We start from the raw sequence: 18547 nt of genomic DNA, 5'->3' as shown, positions 1-18547 counted from the left end.
GAGAGGACCGATGTTCGGCAAGTATCAGATGCACCCCGGCAGCGGGGTCAACCCGCCTTATTCCCCGGCCTATCCGGTGGAGTGGGAATGCGCCTTGCGCACGCTGGAGGTGATGACCCGCGTCGATCCCGCGAAGACGCGGGCTCTGCTCGCGGACACGCCGTTCGAGCTGGTGAACGACCGGGTCGCTTTCCGCTTCATGGCCTCGCCGGGACACACGCTGTCGCTCCACCAGGGCCGCATGTTCGACCTCATGGTCACGGTGGCGGTGCGCTACGAGGACCTGTTCACCCAGACGCACATCTACATGTACTGCTCCGACCCCATGGGCATCGCGGCCGGCCGCGAGCTGTTCGGATACACCAAGAAGGACTGCACCTATCGCTTTGACGAGGCCGAGACCGGCGCCATCGAAAGCGCGGTGATCCGGCGCGGCGTGCCGCTCGCGGAAGTGTCGTTCACGCCGGACCCCGAGGCCCCCGTCGTGCGGCTCGTGGACGGCGCCGAGCAGCCCGGCGGCGAAATCCATGTGCGCCGTCTGCCGCACCCCGAGCGGCTGGAGACGGCCTATGCCGACGTCGTCTACCGCCGCACGCCCATCGCCTATTCCGCGCCTGTCGCCGGCCGCGCGGTCATGAACCTGCACGCGAGTGCCTTCGATCCGCTGACCGAGCTGGAGCCGGAAGTCCTCTCCGCCCAGTTCATGGTCTCCGACGTATACGGCGGCGGCTTTGCGGTGGAGGACCGTCGTCTGCTCAAGCGGCTCATTCCCTGAGCTGCCACCAGAACAAAAACGAAGGGAGGACTATCCATGACCCGAACCACAGACGAGACCCTCGCCCGGCTCCGGCGCCCGCCATCGCCCTCACGCCGAGCCCTGGTAGCCGCCGGCGCGCTGATGTTGGCGATGCCGGGCCTCGCCCTCGCGCAGGACCAGAAGACGATCAAGATCGGCGTGCTCACCGACATGTCCAGCCTCTATGCGGACGTGACCGGCAAAGGCTCGGTGGTCGCGACCCAGATGGCGGTCGAGGATTTCAACGCGGCCGGCAAGCCGCTCAAGGTGGAGGTGATCGCTGCCGATCACCAGAACAAGGCCGATGTCGCAGCCGGCATCGCCCGCAAGTGGTTCGACACCGAGGGTGTCGACATGATCGTGGACGTGCCGAACTCGGCCGTCGCGCTCGCCGTGGCCTCCATCGCGCGCGAGAAGAACAAGGTGATGATCGCCTCCGGTCCTTCCTCCTCGGACCTCACCGGAAAGGCTTGCTCGCCCAATACGGTGCATTGGACCTACGACACCTATGCCCTGGCCACCGGCGCCGCCACCGCGGTGGTGGAATCCGGCGGCAAGAACTGGTTCACGCTCACCGCCGACTATGCCTTCGGCCATGCCATGGAGCAGGACGTCAGGAACGTGGTCGCCCGGACCGGCGGCAAGGTGATCGGCGGCGTCCGCGCGCCGCTCAATACGCAGGATTTCTCCTCCTTCCTGCTGCAGGCGCAGGCGTCGGGCGCGCAGGTGGTCGGCCTCATCAATGCCGGCGGCGACACCATCAATTCCATCAAGCAGGCGGTGGAGTTCGGCATCCCGCAGAGCGGGCAGCGCCTGGTGGCCACCGTGCTCTACGTCACCGATGTCCACTCGCTGGGGCTCAAGGTGGCCCAGGGGCTCCAGTTCACGGAGTCCTTCTATTGGGACCTGAACGAGGGTACCCGCGCCTGGACCAAGCGCTTCGCGCCGCGCAACGACGGGCGCTATCCGAGCGCGCTGCACGCCGGGGCCTATGCCTCGACCCTGCACTATCTCAAGGCCGTATCCGCCGTTGGCGGGGCCACGGACGGCGTGGCGGTGGTGGACAAGATGAAGGCGCTGCCCACCGACGATCCGCTGTTCGGCAAAGGCTCGATCCGCGTCGACGGCCGCAAGATCCACCCCATGTTCCTGTTCCAGGTGAAGACGCCGGCCGAATCCAAGTATCCGTGGGACTATTACACGGTGGTGAAGTCCATTCCGCCGGAGCAGGTGTGGCGTCCGCTGTCGGAAGGCGGCTGTTCGCTGGTCAAGTCGTGAGCGTCGCGCTGGTCACGGGCGGTGGCGGCGGCATCGGCCGCGCCATCGCGCTGCGGCTGGCCGCCGCAGGCCATGACGTGGCGGTGATCGACCGCGACGGGGCGCTCGGGGCCGAGACGGCCCGGCTCGTGGAAGGGGCGGGTCGCACCGCCCTTTTCCTCGCGGCCGACGTCTCGTCGCCGGCGGAGGTCGCGGCCTTCGTCGCCGAGACCGAGGGGCAGCTCGGTCCCATCGATCTGTTCGCCAACAATGCCGGCATCGAGGGGGCGGTCGCACCCATCTTCGACTACCCGGACGATGCCTTCGATGCCGTGATGGCGGTGAATGTGCGCGGCGTCTTCCTCGGGCTCAAGCACGTGCTGGCGCGGATGCGGCCGAGGGGGCGGGGCGCGGTGGTCACCACGGCCTCCACCTCCGCCATCCGGGGACGTCCAGGGCTCGCCGGATATGTGGCGAGCAAGCACGCGGTGCTCGGCCTCACCCGCGTCGCAGCCCTGGATGTCGCGGGCACCGCCATCCGCGTCAATGCCGTCCTGCCCGGACCCGTGGACACACGGATGATCCATGCGCTGGACGAGAAGGCGGCGGCCGCCGGCGGCATTCGCAGGGCGGGCACCGCCACCTATGGCACGCCGGAGGACGTGGCGGCGGTCGTCGCCTTCCTCCTCTCGCCGGAAGCCGCCCACGTCAATGGCGCCGCCTGGACGGTGGATGCCGGCGCCACGGTCCCCTGAACCCCATCGGTCCTTGCCCTTTTTTCGAGGATGACAGCCATGAAGCTCTGCCGCTTTGGTGCTCCCGGCGCCGAGATGCCGGCCCTTGTCGACCGCGACGGCCGGTTGCGCGATCTCTCCGGCGTCCGCCCGGATATCGGCCCGCGCGAACTGTCGCCCGAGGGGCTCGCCGCCCTCGCCGCGATTGATCCTGCCACCCTGCCGCTGGTGGAGGGCGAGCCCCGCCTCGGCGTGCCCTTCGCCGGCATGAGCAAGTTCATCTGCATCGGGCTGAATTATTCGGACCACGCGGCCGAAGCCGGCATGGCGGTGCCGAGCGAGCCGATCATCTTCCTGAAGGCGCCGTCCGCCCTTTCCGGGCCGGACGATCCCATCATCCAGCCGCCGCACTCCACACGGCTCGACTGGGAAGTCGAACTGGGCGTGGTGATCGGCACCACCGCCCGTTACGTAGACGAAGACGATGCGCTCGCCTACGTCGCCGGCTATTGCGTGGTGAACGACGTGTCCGAGCGCGCTTTCCAGATGCAGTCGTCCCAGTGGGACAAGGGCAAGGGCTGCGACACGTTCGGCCCCGTCGGGCCGTTCCTCGTCACCAAGGATGAGGTGCCCGATCCGCAGGACCTCGACATGCGGCTCGACGTGAACGGCCGGCGCATGCAGTCCGGCAACACCCGCACGATGATCTTCGGCGTCCGGGAGCTCATCGCCTATTGCAGCCGCTACATGACGCTCCTGCCCGGCGACATCATCGCCACCGGCACCCCGCCCGGTGTCGGCATGGGGATGAAGCCCGAGCCGGTATGGCTGCGCCCGGGGGACGTCGTGGAACTTGAAATCGCTGGGCTTGGCCGGCAGCGGCAGGAGATAACCGCCCACAGGTGAGGGGTGGCAGAAGGCAGGCAGCAGCTCAAGGCTCGCGACGAAGCCACCGAGCATCGTCATCGCGCTCCACAGCAGAATGCACGAAACCAGGACGACGCGCGGCGATGCCCCTCCCCGCCGAACCCGGCGGGTCTCACCCTGTCACGCAGGCCTGACCCGCTCGCAAGCCTCGCCCATTGGCGGGACGCCAACGATCATTGCAGGCGCTGGACGGCCTTAGCTTGTGCCTCCCGGACCAGGCCTTGGTACAAGGTCTCCTTGCCGGGATACCAAGGCATGGTGCTGATGGAGCCAAAGCCGGGAATTGTCTCCATATGCGCGACCATGCGGGCGCGCATACGCTGGTCGGGCAGCGGACCGCTCATGGCCTGGACATTGTCGCCCATGTGGTCGGGATTCGATGTGCCGCACAGTACGGTCGTGACGGAAGGATGCGCCATGACCCACTTCAGGAAGAATTGCGCCCAGCTGGTGACGCCGAACTCTTGCGCGAAGCCCGGCAGCGGCCGTCCTTCGACCAACTTCATCAGGCGCGCCTTCTCGAGCGGCAGATTGATGAGCACGCCCATGCCCTTGTCGGCCGCCGCCGGGAGCAGGCGGCTCTCGGCCGTGCGGTTGAAGATCGAATAGTCGGTCTGGACGAAGTCCACATCGTCGCGTTCCACTATGGTGGTCAGCTGGTCCTGCGCCGCCGATTCGTGGTGGGTCACGCCCACGTGGCGGATCAGGCCCTCCCGCTTCCAGGCCTTCATCAGGGGGATGATGACGGGCGCGTTGGTGATGCTGTGGCATTGCATCATATTGATCGTGTCGCGCCAGGTGCGCAGCCGCGACTGCCGCAGGCTATCCTCGGCATGGCTCTCATGACCGAGATATTCTCCGGTGGCCCAGACCTTGTTGGCGAGGAACATCCCGTCCGATCCCGCATACTCCCCCATGAACTGACCGACACTGCCCTCGGCCGAGCCATAGAGCGGCGAGGTGTCGACGACGGGGCCGCCCGCGGCAACATACCGCTCGAATACTTGACGCAAAGCGTCGCGGCGCGCGCCGGGCTTCAGATCGAAGGTCAGGAAGGTACCGAGGCCGAGCGCCGTGAGCTGCTCGCCCGTGCGCGGCAGGGTGCGGGTCAACGCAGCCGGGCTGGGACCGGAAGCGGGCGAGGCCACCCCTGTCCCCTGGGTCTGTGCTGTCCCCTGGGTCTCGGCATTGGCCTGCGTGGCGAGGCCGAGCCCTGTTGCCGCCGCGCCCATCGTGCCGGGAAACCGCGTCGGTTGATCTTGGACTGGTTCATGAGGTCCTCCTCTGTCCCGAGCGTCAAAATTGCCAATTGGCCGGCACCCAGACGTAGGCGCCATCGGTCTTGAGCAGCCGGCCGAGGCCAGGAAACGGAAAGTGGAAGCCGAGCACGGGTACGCGATCCGCCGCCGCCCGGTCGAAGATGCGCCGGCGGGAGGCAAGGGCCGTGTCCTTGTCGCGGTCCGGGCCCGGGACCCAGGGCCGGTCAATGTTGACGACGGGGTGATAGGCGAGGTCGGCCGTCAGGAGCAGTTGGTCGTTGCCGGAATGGACGAGAAACGTGGCCATTCCGGGCGTATGGCCGGATGCGGCGATGGTCGTGAGGCCGGGCAGGATCTCGGCGCCGGCTCCATAGAGCGTGACATCGTTCTTCACCGGCTCAAGGCTGGTCTTGATGGCCGACGCGAAGCGCACGCGGAAATCCTGCGGGACCGGCATGTAGGAGAGATCGGGGTCGGTGCGGACGAAGAAATCCCAGTCCGCCTTCGGCACTAAGACGATGGCGCGGGGGAAGGCTTTGCCGCCGTCCGCCGTTCTCAGATTGCCCACATGGTCGGGATGGGTGTGCGAGATGACGATCGCATCGATATCGGCAGGACCGAGCCCGATTACGGCCAGATTTTCAAAGATGCGGCCACCATTCGGACCCATCGTCTTGCCCGCGCCAGCCTCGATCAGTATCCGCCGGCCGCCGGTTTCGATCAGCAGCGTGTTGAGATTAAGCGTCATGTGGTCCGTGGGGAGAAATGCGCGCCGGAGCACCGCCTGGAGCTCCGCCTCGGGCGCATCGCTGGCATAGACACGCGGCGGGCCGCCAATGACACCGTCACTCAAGACCGTTGCCCGGATGTCGCCGACACGGAAGCGGTAGCAGCCGGAATTGCCATCCGGCGCGGGTGCGGCCTTAGCCTTCGCGCTGCCGGAACCGCCAATGACAGGGACGATCGCACCCGATGCGCCTGCGACGGCGGACAGCATGATGGCGCGTCGGTTGAGGGTGAAGGCATTCATCGGTCTTCCCTTGCGGTTGGACGCACGTGCTTCATTCCAGCAGCAGGGCCGGAGGGGCCGGCGAGCGGACACCGGCCAGCGGCGCGCGTCAGTTACCCTTAAGGCAACCATGACATGCGGCCATTGAGCCGATAAGGTGCGCACCCACGATCAGCTTGATTAGTCCTGCTTCGCAATGAACCGGATCCGCCTGGACAGCTTCGACGTGTTCGTCTCGATCGTCCGCTGTGGCGGTTTCCGCGCTGCGGCGCTCGAGCGCGGCGTGTCGTCATCGGCCCTGAGCCAAACGATGAACGCGCTCGAAGAGACCCTGGGCATCCGGCTCCTCAATCGCACGACGAGGAGCGTGTCGCCCACGCAAGCCGGACAGCGCCTCCTCGAACGATTGACCCCCGCATTGAGTGACATCAGGCTGGCGATCGCGGAAGTCGACGAGTTGCGGGACACGCCGTCCGGAACGCTTCGGATCAACGCCCCGGCGCCGGCGGTCGATCATTTTCTTTGCCCGTTGGCGTTCGATTTCATGGATGCTTATCGCGAGGTGAACATCGACATCATCAGCGATGCGGCGGTCATCGACATTGTGGAACAAGGCTTCGATGCCGGCGTGAGGTTCGGCAATCAACTGGCACAGGACATGATCGCGCTGCCGCTCGGCCCGCCGCTGCGCTATGCGATCGTGGCCTCACCGGATTACGTCGAAAAGCATGGCCATCCACGGACACCACAAGACCTCATCGATCACGACTGCATCAGGCGCAGGTTTCCCGGCGGCACACTGGTCACGTGGCGGTTTTCCAATGGACATGACGAGATTGAAGCAACCCCTGTCGGCCGGCTGTTGGTCAGCTCCGCGCACAACGAGTTGCAGGCGGCGCTTGCCGGCAGAGGGATCGCGCATGTCTTCGATGACTATGCCAAACCTCATATCCGGGACGGCCGGCTCGTCGAGCTCCTCCCCGATTGGAGCCCGGCATTGCCGCACTGGTTCCTGTACTATCCGAGCCGCCGCCTCCCGAGCGCTGCGATGCGTGCCTTTCTCGATTTCGTCAGGCGCTATGAGTGGGAAGCCCAAGCGTAACAGCGCCTGTGTCTGTCTTCACGAGGACCGAATAGCGGCCGATGCCCGCCAGGGGCGGAAGCATGTCGGCCCATCGAGTGTCGCGCTCGCCGTCAGGCCGGTCCGGGTGCGATCCAGCTGGAGCTTCTCGGTCTATTGCCGCGCGAATGGCCTGCTGACGGTCGCCGCCTTCCCGAGTGCTGCAGCGGTTGCGGAGGGAACTGGGCGCCCCCCGGCAGGCGGGGGCGATCTCGCACCAAATCCGTGACTATCGCAGCGCGCGCATCTCGCCAACGATCCAGGCGATCTGATCGGCGTATTGCGTGCGCACGTCCTGACTGCGGCAGGCGAGGTGATAGGAGAAGATGCCGGGCACCGAGAGATCGAACAGGCGGACCAGTTCGCCGGTCCGCAGATAGTCCCGCACGACCAGCGAGCGGGCCATGGCGATGCCCTGGCCGGCGAGCGCACCACGGATGGTGAGGGCGATGTCGTCCAGCAGGGTCGACTGGGTTGGATAGAGGATCGGCAGGTCCGCCTTCTCAAGCCACAGGTTCCACGTCACCTGGGAATGCAGCAGCAATGGCACCTCGGGCATGCGCTCCAGCGACAGGTCGGGATAGCGCGCGAGGAAGGCGCGGCTGCAGACCGGAAACACCTCTTCGTCCACGATCTTTTCCACGATCATGCCGGGCACGTCCCCGGTGCCGTAGACGAGGGCGATATCGGTGTCGTCCGGGCACTTTTCCTCGAGGTCGGGCAGGCTCGTCATGCGCAGCACGACCGGGCCGAGCACCTGCTTGAACGCGTTGAGGCGGGGCAGCAGGAAATGCTCGGCCAGCGCCACCTGGAGTGACAGGTTCAGCATTTCGGGCCGCGGCACCGCCTGCGCATGGGCGACCGCATAGGCTTGGCTCAGATAGTCGAGCGCACGCCGGGTCTCGGCGGCCAGACTCCGGCCGACCATGGTCAGCGCCATGCGGTTGCCCTGCCGCGTGAACAGCGGCTGGCCGACGGCCTCCTCCATCGCGCGGATCTGGTGGCTCACGGCGCTGTGGGTGATGCACATCTCCTCGGCCGCCGACGTGAAGCTGCCAAGCCGCGCCGCCGCCTCGAAGCAGCGCAGCGTCTGGAGCGACGGCAGGGAGCGATAGAGTTGAGACATTCCAATTTCACACGCGGCCACGGACAAATGGCCTTGAGGCATGGGGCTCCGCCGCGTGCATGTCAATTCCGCTCACATCCCGCTTGAAAATTGACCAATTGCGGCCCGCACCCGCCATTCCTATCAAGGTCCAAAGCCCTGTCCGCCAAGGCAATTCATGGCCGAGGCGGAAAGGCCCGCGCAAAAGGCGCGGCAAGCAATAATCGTGGAGGAATTCCGATGAGCCTCGATGTTTCCGGCAGCCGCCCCGCGGCCGCCGGCACACGCTGGTATGTGGGCGCCACCAAAGCCCAATGGCAGTCGTTCTGGTCCGCCTATCTCGGCTGGGCCCTCGACATCATGGACCTGTTGCTGTTCGCGATGCTGATCAGCCACATCAGCGCGGACCTCGGCATGGAGCGCTCCACGGCGGGCGTGATCGCCTCGGCAAGCCTCGTGGCCACGGCTTTCGGCGGTCTCGTCTTCGGCTTCCTCGCCGACCGCATCGGCCGCACCCGCTCCATGGTGCTCTCGATCCTGTGCTACTCGGTGGGCACGCTGCTGTGCGGCTTCTCCCAGAGCGTGGCGCAGCTGATTCTGTTCCGCATGGTGGTCGGCCTCGGCGTCGGCGGTGAATGGTCGGCGGGCGCCGCGCTCATCACCGAGACATGGCCGGCCCAGCACCGCGGCAAGGTGATGGCCTGGGTGCAGAGCGCGTTCGCGTCGGGCTACGCGCTCGCCGCCATCGTCGCGGCGGTGCTGCTGCCGGTGATCGGCTGGCGCGGCGTGTTCTTCTTCGGCATCGCACCGGCGCTCCTCGCCTTCTGGATCCGCCGCCACACGCCGGAGCCGGAAATCTGGAAGCAGCAGACCCGCCGCCTGACCTTCATGGAGACGGTCAAGATGCTGAGCGGCGAGCACGGGCGCAGCACGCTGGTGTGCTTCGCCTTCACGGCGGCGGCCATGTGCGGCTACTGGGGCCTGTTCACCTGGATTCCCACCTGGCTCGCGACCCCCGTGGCCAATGGCGGCCCCGGTCTCGATCTCGTGAAGTCCACCACCTGGATCGTGGTGATGCAGGTGGGCGCGGCGCTCGGCTTCATTTCCTTCGGTTATGTGGCGGATTCGCTGGGCCGCAAGGTGGCCTTCATAGTCTACTTCGTGCTGTCGGCCATCGCGGTGCCGGCCTACACGATGATCTCGAGCCCCACGGTGCTGCTGGCCTTCGGCCCAGTGGTGGCCTTCTTCGGCACCGGCTTCTATTCCGGGTTTGCCCCCACCTTCGCCGAGCTCTTCCCCACCAATGTGCGGGCCACGGCGCAGGGCTTCATCTACAACGCGGGACGCGCGGTGAGCGCCCTCGCCCCCATGATGGTGGGCTTCCTCTCGGCGGGCTACGGCCTCTCGGGAGCCCTCGCCTTCACCGCCGGCTTCTTCCTCATCGCCGGCCTCATCGTCCTCATCTTCCTGCCTGAGACGAAGGGAGCCAAGCTCCAATGAATGCCGTCACTCCCGCGCCGTCCCGCAGCTTCGATTTCGACGACTGGCTGAAGGCCGCGCAGGCTGCCCGCCGGATCGACCTCAGCCACCCGATGCAGAAGGGCATGCCCATTCACCCGGCGCATCCGCCCTTCCACATCACCCTCAACAACCGGCACGGCGACGTGCTGCGCTCTTGTGGCCATTCCTCGTCGAACGAGCTGATGGTGACGAGCACCCACTCGTCCACCCACATCGATGCCCTGTGCCACGTCTCCGAGCATGGCGCGCTCTACGGCAAATATGATGCGGGCCGCGAGCAGCAGGGCACAGGCCTGTTCAAGGTGCACGGGGCGGAAACCATCGCCCCCATTTTCCGGCGTGGCGTGCTGCTCGATGTGGCGCGCGCGCTGGGCGTGGACGCGCTCGATCCCGCCCACGAGATCACCGTCGCGGAGCTGGAGGCGGCCGAGGCCGCGTCCGGCACGCGGGTGGGGGAAGGGGACGTGGTGCTGGTGCGCACCGGCTGGGCGGCCTACTGGCAGGATTCGCCGAAATATCTCGGCCTTGATTCCGCCGGCGCGCCGGGACCGGGCGTCGATGGCGGGCGCTGGCTCGCGGCGCGCAAGCCGTTCTCCGTGGGCTCCGATACGTCGGCTTTCGAGGTGATGAACCACCACAACATCACGTTGGAGGTGCACATGATCCTCATCGCCCAGAACGGCATCCACATCATCGAGAACCTGACCCTCGACGAGCTGGGCGCGGCGGGCCAGGGCGCCTTCGCCTTCGTCGCCCAGCCGCTGCGGATCACCGGCGCCACGGGCTCGCCGGTCCGCCCCCTCGCCCTCCTGTGACCACGCGCCGGAACACGCATCCATGATGACCGAAGAGGAGCGCCGTCTCGGCGCTGAATCGATTCTCAAGGCCGAGCGCGAGGGCAAGCCCGTCGTCCAGCTCAGCCGCACCTTCCCGCACATGGAGATCGAGGACGCCTACCGCGTTCAGGATCTGTGGGCGCAGGCGCGCATCGCCAACGGTGCCCGCGTGGCCGGCCACAAGATCGGCCTCACCTCCCGCGCCATGCAGATGGCCTCGAAGATGACCGAGCCGGACTATGGCCGCATCCTCGACGACGCCCTGTTCAATGACGGCGCCCAGATCCCCGCCGCGCGCTTCATCAAGCCGCGCCTTGAGGTGGAACTGGCCTTCGTGATGGGCGAGGACCTCGAAGGGCCGGGCGTGCGCATCTATGACGTGATGCGCGCCACCGAGTTCGTCGTGCCGGCGCTGGAGATCATCGACTATCGCACCGAGGTTCCCCGCGCCAGCGTCGACACCATCGCCGACAATGCCGCCTTCGCCGCCATCGTGGTGGGCGGCCGCGTCATCCGCCCCATGGACATCGACATCCGCTGGGTGGGCGCGACGCTGAGCAAGAACGGCATCATCGAGGAGAGCGGCGTCTCGGCCGCCATCATGGGCCATCCGGCGGCGGGGATCGCCTGGCTGGTGAACAAGCTCTCCGCCGTGGGCGCGAAGCTCCAGAAGGGGCAGATCGTGCTGGCCGGGTCCTTCACCCGCCCCGTGGATGTCGCCGCCGGCGACGTGATAACGGCCGATTATGGACCGGTGGGCGCCATCAGCGTCTCCTTCACCTGAGGCCTTCCCATGGACCTGCCCCGCAATGCCTTCAAGGCAGCCCTGATCGAGGGCCGCCAGCAGCTCGGCCTCTGGTGCACCCTCTCCAGCGCCTACGCCACCGAGGTGGTGGCCGGGGCCGGTTTTGACTGGCTGCTCCTCGACACGGAGCATTCCCCGGCCGAATTGACGACCGTGCTCGCGCAATTGCAGGCGGTGTCGGCCTATCCCGTCTCCCCGGTGGTGCGGCCGGCGGCCAACGACGCCGTGCTCATCAAGCGCCTGCTCGACATCGGCGCGCAGAGCCTGCTCATCCCCTATGTGCAAAATGCCGAGGAAGCCCGCGCGGCTGTCGCGGCCACGCGCTATCCGCCCGATGGCATAAGGGGCGTGTCCGCGCTCACCCGCGCCACCCGCTTCGGCCGGGTGAAGAACTATGCCCGCGAGGCCGCGCGGGAACTGTGTCTTCTGGTGCAGGTGGAGACGCAGGAGGCGCTGGACCAGATCGAGGCTATCGCTGCGGTGGAAGGCGTGGACGGCATCTTCATCGGCCCCGGCGACCTTGCGGCGAGTCTCGGGCACGTGGGCGACCTGAAGCACACCCGCGTGGTGGACGCCGTGGAAAATGCCGTCTCCCACATCCGCGCCGCCGGCAAACCCGCGGGCATCCTCACGGGCGATGCCGCCTTCGCGAAGCGCTGCATTGATCTCGGTACCACGTTCACCGCTATCGGCGTCGATGCGGGCATCCTCGCGCGGAACTTGGAGCAGTTGCTCTCGGCGTTTCGCTAGCCAAGTCCGGCGGGCCCGCGGCGCCTCGCAGCGTGGGAACTGCAGGCCGCCCGCAGGGTCGCGCGCAGCCATTTGTGGGCGGGGTCGGCATCGAAGCGGGGATGCCAGGCAAGTGACACGGCGAGCGCGTCGGTCTTCACCGGCAGGTCGAAGCTGTGGAGGCCGGCACGCGCCGGCTCCGTCAGCCGGGCGGGCACCGCGGCGACGTGGTCAGAGGTGCGCACGATGGCCAGCGCATCGTTGAAGTTGGCGACCGCAATGGCCACGAAGCGCTGCAGTCCCAGCGCGGCCAGCGCCACGTCAATGGGTCCCGAAAACCGGCCCCGGCGCGAGACGGAGACATGGGGAAAGGCAGCGAACCGCTCCGGCGTCACCTCCCCGGCGAGCGGATGGCCTGGGCGCACCACTCCGACGAAACGGTCGAAGAACAGCGCCTGCAACTGGATCTCCGGCCCCATGGCGCCGATGACGCCCACATCAGCGTCGATCCGCCCCTCGCGCAGGGCCTCCACATCCTCCTTGTCCTGATGGGCGAAGCGCAGCCGGACGTGCGGCGCCTGCTGCGCAGCCACTGAAGCCAGCGTCGCGCCGAAGGTGCCGACGAAACCGTCATTGGCGCGGATGACAAAGGTGCGCTCAAGGGTCGAAAGCTCGATCCCGTCGCCCCGCACCAGCGCCTCGGCCTCAGCCACGAGGCCGCGCAGCCGCTCGCGCAGGCCCTCGGCACGCGGGGTCGGCACGAGCCCCCGCCCCGCCCGCACCAGCACCGGATCGCCCAGGAGGTGACGAATGCGCGCGAGCTGGCGGCTCATGGCCGGCGGCGAGAGGTTCAGCCGCTGCGCCGCCCCCACGACGCTGCCTTCCGAGAGAAGCGCGTCGAGCGTCACCAGCAGGTTCATGTCGAGCGGCGGCACACGATGTCTTGTCGGTTTGGCGGGCAAGAGGGCGCCTCCGCATCAGTGCGTCTGATGCACTCATATAATAGCGACATTGCACTGTATGCAAACAAGGCCCGCCCCTATCGAAAGACCAGTTCAACGCGCCTGCGCGCTCCTTTCGACAGGATCCCACATGACCCGACAAACCTCTTCCCCCACCGCCCAACCGCACGCCACGGCCGCACACCGGCCCATCCATTCCGGCATGGTGCTGACCGGGCTTTGCCTTGCCATCCTGCTGTCGCAGCTCGGCACCAACATCATCAACGTCGCCCTGCCCACCTTGGTGAAGAGCCTCGGCGTGGACTTCGGGGCCGTCCAATGGGTGGTGGTGAGCTATCTGCTCGTCGTCACCGCCCTCATCGTCGGCGTGGGCCGTTTCGGCGACCAGCTCGGCAAGAAGCGCCTCTATCTGTGGGGGCTCGCCGTCTTCATGGCGACCCTGGTGCTGGGGCCGTTCTTCCTCTCGAAGGCGCTCGGCCTCGACACCCGCATGGTCGGCCTGGTGATGACGATCGGTCCCCTCGCCGCAGCCATCATGGGCGTGCCGGCCGGCACCTTGGCCGACCGCATCGGCCCACGGCGCGCCATGGTCATCGGGCTGGCGCTGTTCGCCATCGGGGCTTTCGCCATGTCCTGGGTGTCGCGTGATGGCGGCGTCGCCATCTACATCGTCGCCATCCTGTTCATCAGCATTGGCCTCGCCTTCTTCCAGACGCCGAACAACACCGCCGTGATGACCGATGCGCGCCCCGAACAGCGCGGCCTCGTTTCCGGCCTGCTGGCCCTTGCCCGCAATCTCGGCCTCATCACCGGCGCCTCGCTCATGGGCGCGCTCTTCGCCAGCGTCGCCGGCGATACGGCCACCGCCAACCCGGACCTCGTGACGGATGCCATGCGCTTCGCCTTCCGCATCGCCGCGTCCATGGCGGCTGCCGCCTTCCTTCTCTCCCTCACCACGCTGCGCGGACGTGGCGCCTGACGCGGTCACCAAGGACCTATCCAATGAAACAGAACAACACCGCCCTCGCGGGCACCGAACGCCCGGTGCCGCCCGAACGCCGGCTGAGGATCGCCGAGGTCCGGAAGGTCACCGAGGTGAGCCCGCACATGCGGCGCATCACCCTCGCCTCGACGGCGCTGATGGACTTTCCCGTCCGCCGCCCGGCCCAGTGGGTCAAGGTCTTCGTGCCGACGGCCGATGGCGGGAAGCCCAGCGGACGCGCCTACACCATCCGTCATTTCCGCGAGACGCTGTGCGAGATGGACATCGATTTCGTCCTGCATGGGGATGGCCCCTGCTCCACCTGGGCGCAGTACGCGGCGCCCGGCGATGTGGTGCAGATCGCCGGCCCGCGCGGCGGCTTCCGGCTCGATCCGGACGTCTCGCATCTGCTGATCGGCGGCGACGAAACGGCGCTTCCGGCGATCGGCGCGATTCTCGAGGCCCTGCCGGCCGGGCTTTCCGTCGATGCCTTCGTGGAAATTCCCGAGGACGCCGATGCCCAGATCATCCACTCGAAGGCCGATGTGGAGATCACCTGGCTCCCGCGCGGCAGCGGCGATGCCGGACAGCGCTCCACGCTCGCCGAGGCGGTGACGGAGGCGGAGGTCCCACACGACTCAGGCACTGTGTGGTTCGCCGCCGAAGCCTCGGTCGTGCGATCGGTGCGCCGCCACTTCCAACTTGATCGCAACATGCCGCGCGACCGTCTCATCGTTGCCGGCTACTGGAAGAACGGCGAGTCCGACTTCAGGGATAGCGAAGGCAGTTAGAACGACCGACGATGGCGACATGGCGACTCTCAGTCTGTCGTCAACTAGACGGGCAGAAGAGCGGGTCGTGTGGCAAGGCATCGGGCCAGACCGACCCGCGCTCTCCTCCGTCGACTGACAAACGCCCGCCCTCTCCGCAATGGCATGCTCGCCCATGTTCCGGCTGAGGCGGGGGATGCTTCCCACGCTTGCACCATGCGGCTTGGGGGTGAAGCTCTCGGTATTCGGCTGAGGCTCCGGCCTCTGGCACGGCGGTGTCGTCGCATACACGATCGTCCTGCCCGGACGCCAATCGGGTGCCGGAGGAGACGGCATGAGCCGGCTGCCTCTGCCCGCCCAGCTTCATCCGAGACAGCCAACTACGCCAGTCCAAACGCTGCTTCTGGTGATGACCCGGTGATGACCCGACCGCGCCAGGACGCCTTTACGCACCCGAGCATGCGGGGGAAATTATCGTTTATTGTCTTTAATTTAGGTGGCGCGCCGGGGAAGATTCGAACTCCCGACCCCCAGATTCGTAGTCTGGTGCTCTATCCAGCTGAGCTACCGGCGCCTATGCCCGGGACCGGCTGGGCCGGTCGAGAAAGCGGGGAGCTTTCCGGGACGTTCGCGGCTTGGAATTCCGCGAGGCCCGTCTGCTACTCCTTTTCACCGGAGGGTGCAAGGCCCCTGCGCCGGATCGCATGAGCGGCAGGCTGCAAAGCGTCCGCCTTGTGGAAAACTCGGCGCATCACGCCCGGATGCGCTCGCGGCGGTGATGGCGGCTTTCCGGCTGGTCGGGGATGGTGATGCTGAAGGTCGTGCCGGTCTTGGTGTCCAAAAGGCGGATGTGGCCGCCGTGGGCGCGCACGAGTTCGTCGGCGATGGGCAGGCCCAGCCCGGTCCCGCCGCGTCGCGCCGAGGAGACGAAGGCCTCGAACAGATGGTCTCGCCGGGCTGCGGGGATGCCGGGGCCGGTGTCGCTCAGTTCGATCTCCACAACAGGCCCCTTGCGGCGGGCGCGGATGCGGATCTGGTCGCGCTCGGGATCGAGCGGCGCCCGCGCCTCCAGCGCCTGAAGGGCATTGCGGGTGATGTTGAGGATGACCCGGAACAGTTGGTCGGGATCCGCGTCCGCGGTAAGGCCGCGCTCCACGTCCACCACCCAGCCAACGCTGGCACCGCTGCCAGACGAAAGGCCGAGGGTCTCGCGCACCTCCTCGAACAGATGGGCCAGCTGCACGTCGCGCCGCTCCGGCAGCGGCTCCTTGGCGCGGCCGTAGGAGAGGGTCTGCTCGCAATAATGGATGGCGCGGTCGAGGGCGGCGAGCAGCTTCGGCGCGAACCGCTGGACCGTCGGGTCCGGCACGGACGCGAGGCGGTCCGACAGCAGCTGAGCCGATGACAGGAGGTTGCGCAGATCGTGGTTGATCTTCGACACGGCGAGGCCGAGGGCCGCGAGGTGGCTCTTCTGGTGCAGGGTGTGGGAGAGCTCGCGCTGCATCTCCGCCAGCGCCTCCTCCGCCGTGCCGATCTCGTCCGAACGGCCGGAGGGCACGATGATGCGCGAGGCGTCCTCCGGATCGTTCTGGAAGGCGGACATGCGCTCGGTGAGGCGCCGCATGGGGCGCACGAACAGCCAGTTGAGGCTGACATAGACCAGCACGCCCGCCGCCACCGCCACGGCCAGCGAGATCAGCAGCACGGTGGCCGCGAACCGCAGCAGCGCGATGCGCAGTGGCGTCTCGCTCAGCACGATCTCGATGAAGTCCGCACCGCGCGGCGGCTCGCCGACAATGCGCAGGATGCGACCATTCTCCGAGACCAGCGTGTCCAGCGCATCGTGCACCGCGCTCCACAGCGTGGTCTCGCGCATGTCGATATGCACATTGGCCTCGGGCGGCATGTCGGAGGCGGCGAGAAGGCGGCGGGTGCCTTCGCGCTTCACCACGATCACCTTGGCGCCCACGCTGTCCAGAAGCTCGCGGGTGAGGTCCGCCGTCACGCCATCCTGGGGCGCGGCGTCGAGGACGAGGGCGGCGGTGCGGGCGGCGGCGAGGCGGTCGGACAGCCAGGCGATGCGGTAGTTGGCGATGGTCGGCACCAGCACGGCGATTTCCGCCGTGGCCACCACCGCCACCGTCAAGGCGAGCAGCTTTGCCGACAAGCCGAGGCTCCACCGGCGGCGCTTGGGCGCCGGTGCCTCCTCGGGCTTATGGCTCCTCGGCTCGAACATCGTATCTGATACGGGGGGAAGGCCCGTCCCGGATCCATCGGGCCCAGTGCGCGAGGGATCAGAATTAAGAAATAGGCAACCATTCGGGGCTGAGCCAGAGCAACCTCAATTTGAGGTAAACGGCCGAGCGGCAGCGCTCGCGCTTTTGCGTGCCCGCCGACGTGCGGGCTGGGCGCCTGCCCTATTCTTCCTCGCCGAAGCGATCCGCGACGAGGGTCCCGAGGGCCTCGATGACATCAGAGGCTTCGCGGCCGGTTGCGGTGACGGTGACGCAGGTGCCTGGCCCGGCTGCAAGCATCATCAGGCCCATGATGGAGTTTCCGCCCACCGCCTCGCCGCTGCGGCACACGGTGACCATGGCGTCGAAGCGCTCCACCGTCTGCACGAACTTGGCGGAGGCGCGGGCGTGGAGGCCGCGCTTGTTGATGATGGGTAGCACGCGCACCAGCGCCTCGGGGGCGATGGGCCGGCCGCAGGCAATGGCCGGGTCTTCGACACAGCCGGCCGGCTCACAGCCGGCGTCGGCGAAAAGCTCAGTTACCGGAGAGGACGCGGCTTGCGACATTGATGTATTTCCTACCGGCTTCCTGGGCGACGTCCACGGCCTGGGCCAGCGGCATCTCCCCGCGCACCTTGGCGAGCTTGACCAGCATGGGCAGGTTGATGCCCGCCACCACTTCGACGTCGGGCGTGTTCATCACCGAGATCGCGAGGTTCGAGGGCGTTCCCCCGAACATGTCGGTCAGGATCACCACCCCGTCGCCGGTGCGCACGCGGTCCACCGCGTCGATGATGTCCTGACGCCGCCGCTCCATGTCGTCTTCAGGACCGATGGTGACAGCGGCGATCTGGGCCTGCGGGCCCATAACGTGCTCCAGCGCGGAGCAGAATTCATCTGCCAGACGGCCATGTGTGACGAGGACGAGACCGATCATGCTTCCTCCGCCCTCACCTCCCCCGGATGAAGGCCTCCCGCGCTGCGGGATGGCCATATTCAGAGGGGCTCAAAAATTACGCAAGGGGTGCAACGCACAAAAGCACATTTAGTTTTCGTAAGCCTGCGTTCTGAGAATGCAAGCGATTACGAGCGGCGCGAGCGCTAGGTCACGGACGGGAATCCGCGAAATTTCAATACCTTGGATGTTGTCCCGGAGTTCGGCCGGCTCCGGCATCCGCGCCATTTCCGATGCCCTCAGATCGACCACGTGCCGCACTGCGACGTGCGAACGGTGCGCCATGCGCCGCACACCAATACCGCGAAGCTCGATGAGGCCCGCAAGCAGAGGCGGTGGACGAGCGATCAGCATACCACCCTCGACCGCAAGCACCACCCGGTCGTCCGCCACAAGCTCGGCCGGTGGCAGGACGCTGGGGCCGTCGAGGATAAGGCGCAGCGCGAGCGTGGATTTTCCGGAGCCCGACGGCCCGCGGATGAGGAGCCCCGCATCCCCCACGGCGACGCAGCTGGCGTGGAGGGTGGGCGGCGCGTCCGCTGTCAT

Annotated in this window: 19 protein-coding genes and 1 tRNA gene; 11 read left to right on the top strand and 9 right to left on the bottom strand. The window is 67.2% G+C overall.

Annotation, left to right across the window (positions count from 1 at the left end):
* The first annotated feature begins 10 nt into the window (after positions 1-10).
* From J2126_RS16140 to J2126_RS16125, 4 genes are read left to right on the top strand one after another with little or no spacing between them, the layout of a single operon-like run.
* Positions 11-775 (top strand): acetoacetate decarboxylase family protein, encoded by a 765-nt coding sequence (locus tag J2126_RS16140; protein ID WP_209487916.1) that lies wholly within the window; start codon positions 11-13, stop codon positions 773-775.
* 36 nt (positions 776-811) lie between these two features.
* Positions 812-2074 (top strand): ABC transporter substrate-binding protein, encoded by a 1263-nt coding sequence (locus tag J2126_RS16135; RefSeq protein WP_209487915.1) that lies wholly within the window; start codon positions 812-814, stop codon positions 2072-2074.
* Positions 2071-2808 (top strand): SDR family NAD(P)-dependent oxidoreductase, encoded by a 738-nt coding sequence (locus J2126_RS16130; protein ID WP_209487914.1) that lies wholly within the window; start codon positions 2071-2073, stop codon positions 2806-2808. Before J2126_RS16135 ends, J2126_RS16130 begins: the two co-directional genes overlap by 4 nt.
* A gap of 39 nt (positions 2809-2847) precedes the next feature.
* Entirely contained in the window at positions 2848-3693 is an 846-nt protein-coding gene (locus J2126_RS16125; protein ID WP_209487913.1) for a fumarylacetoacetate hydrolase family protein, read from the top strand.
* A gap of 194 nt (positions 3694-3887) precedes the next feature.
* On the opposite strand, the gene J2126_RS16120 is transcribed toward J2126_RS16125, so the two are convergent.
* Positions 3888-4862: an aldo/keto reductase gene (locus J2126_RS16120; protein ID WP_432445341.1), complete on the bottom strand. Its 975-nt coding sequence runs from the start codon at positions 4860-4862 to the stop codon at positions 3888-3890.
* A gap of 148 nt (positions 4863-5010) precedes the next feature.
* Positions 5011-6003, bottom strand: coding sequence for an MBL fold metallo-hydrolase (locus tag J2126_RS16115; protein WP_209487911.1), 993 nt, complete (start codon positions 6001-6003; stop codon positions 5011-5013).
* 175 nt (positions 6004-6178) lie between these two features.
* On the opposite strand from J2126_RS16115, the gene J2126_RS16110 reads away from it, so the two are divergent.
* Positions 6179-7084 (top strand): LysR family transcriptional regulator, encoded by a 906-nt coding sequence (locus tag J2126_RS16110; RefSeq protein WP_209487910.1) that lies wholly within the window; start codon positions 6179-6181, stop codon positions 7082-7084.
* Between the two features lie 247 nt (positions 7085-7331).
* Here the strand turns inward: J2126_RS16110 and J2126_RS16105 are convergent, their stop codons facing one another.
* Positions 7332-8228, bottom strand: coding sequence for a LysR substrate-binding domain-containing protein (locus J2126_RS16105; protein WP_209487909.1), 897 nt, complete (start codon positions 8226-8228; stop codon positions 7332-7334).
* Between the two features lie 219 nt (positions 8229-8447).
* Between J2126_RS16105 and J2126_RS16100 the strand changes: the two genes are divergently transcribed.
* The 4 genes from J2126_RS16100 to hpaI are packed head-to-tail and all read left to right on the top strand — an operon-like array spanning position 8448 to position 12119.
* Complete coding sequence (locus J2126_RS16100) at positions 8448-9707, top strand: MFS transporter (protein WP_209487908.1); 1260 nt, start codon at positions 8448-8450, stop codon at positions 9705-9707.
* Positions 9704-10543 carry a cyclase family protein gene (locus tag J2126_RS16095; protein WP_209487907.1) on the top strand — a complete coding sequence of 280 codons (840 nt, stop codon included), beginning with the start codon at positions 9704-9706 and terminating at the stop codon, positions 10541-10543. Before J2126_RS16100 ends, J2126_RS16095 begins: the two co-directional genes overlap by 4 nt.
* Before the next feature lie 22 nt (positions 10544-10565).
* Positions 10566-11348: a 2-oxo-hept-4-ene-1,7-dioate hydratase gene (gene hpaH / locus J2126_RS16090; protein ID WP_209487906.1), complete on the top strand. Its 783-nt coding sequence runs from the start codon at positions 10566-10568 to the stop codon at positions 11346-11348.
* Between the two features lie 9 nt (positions 11349-11357).
* Entirely contained in the window at positions 11358-12119 is a 762-nt protein-coding gene (hpaI, locus tag J2126_RS16085; protein ID WP_209487905.1) for a 4-hydroxy-2-oxoheptanedioate aldolase, read from the top strand.
* Here hpaI and J2126_RS16080 read toward each other — a convergent pair.
* Positions 12116-13018 carry a LysR family transcriptional regulator gene (locus tag J2126_RS16080; protein WP_245327957.1) on the bottom strand — a complete coding sequence of 301 codons (903 nt, stop codon included), beginning with the start codon at positions 13016-13018 and terminating at the stop codon, positions 12116-12118. The genes hpaI and J2126_RS16080 overlap by 4 nt on opposite strands.
* Before the next feature lie 172 nt (positions 13019-13190).
* Between J2126_RS16080 and J2126_RS16075 the strand changes: the two genes are divergently transcribed.
* Positions 13191-14039: an MFS transporter gene (locus J2126_RS16075; RefSeq protein WP_209487903.1), complete on the top strand. Its 849-nt coding sequence runs from the start codon at positions 13191-13193 to the stop codon at positions 14037-14039.
* Positions 14040-14062: 23 nt separating this feature from the next.
* Positions 14063-14833 (top strand): siderophore-interacting protein, encoded by a 771-nt coding sequence (locus J2126_RS16070; protein ID WP_209487902.1) that lies wholly within the window; start codon positions 14063-14065, stop codon positions 14831-14833.
* Between the two features lie 476 nt (positions 14834-15309).
* Here the strand turns inward: J2126_RS16070 and J2126_RS16065 are convergent.
* The 5 genes from J2126_RS16065 to J2126_RS16045 form a co-directional block, all read right to left on the bottom strand.
* Positions 15310-15386, bottom strand: a tRNA-Arg gene (locus J2126_RS16065).
* A gap of 177 nt (positions 15387-15563) precedes the next feature.
* Positions 15564-17048 carry an ATP-binding protein gene (locus J2126_RS16060; protein WP_209487901.1) on the bottom strand — a complete coding sequence of 495 codons (1485 nt, stop codon included), beginning with the start codon at positions 17046-17048 and terminating at the stop codon, positions 15564-15566.
* Between the two features lie 181 nt (positions 17049-17229).
* Complete coding sequence (locus J2126_RS16055; RefSeq protein WP_348634403.1) at positions 17230-17529, bottom strand: HPr family phosphocarrier protein; 300 nt, start codon at positions 17527-17529, stop codon at positions 17230-17232.
* Between the two features lie 52 nt (positions 17530-17581).
* Positions 17582-17983 (bottom strand): PTS sugar transporter subunit IIA, encoded by a 402-nt coding sequence (locus J2126_RS16050; protein ID WP_209487899.1) that lies wholly within the window; start codon positions 17981-17983, stop codon positions 17582-17584.
* Positions 17984-18091: 108 nt separating this feature from the next.
* Complete coding sequence (locus tag J2126_RS16045) at positions 18092-18547, bottom strand: HPr kinase/phosphorylase (RefSeq protein WP_209487898.1); 456 nt, start codon at positions 18545-18547, stop codon at positions 18092-18094.

The organism is Xanthobacter flavus, from assembly GCF_017875275.1.
Taxonomy (GTDB): Bacteria; Pseudomonadota; Alphaproteobacteria; order Rhizobiales; family Xanthobacteraceae; genus Xanthobacter; species Xanthobacter flavus_A.
Note: the sequence above shows the minus strand (reverse complement) of the source record. Positions and strands in the feature narration are given on the sequence as shown.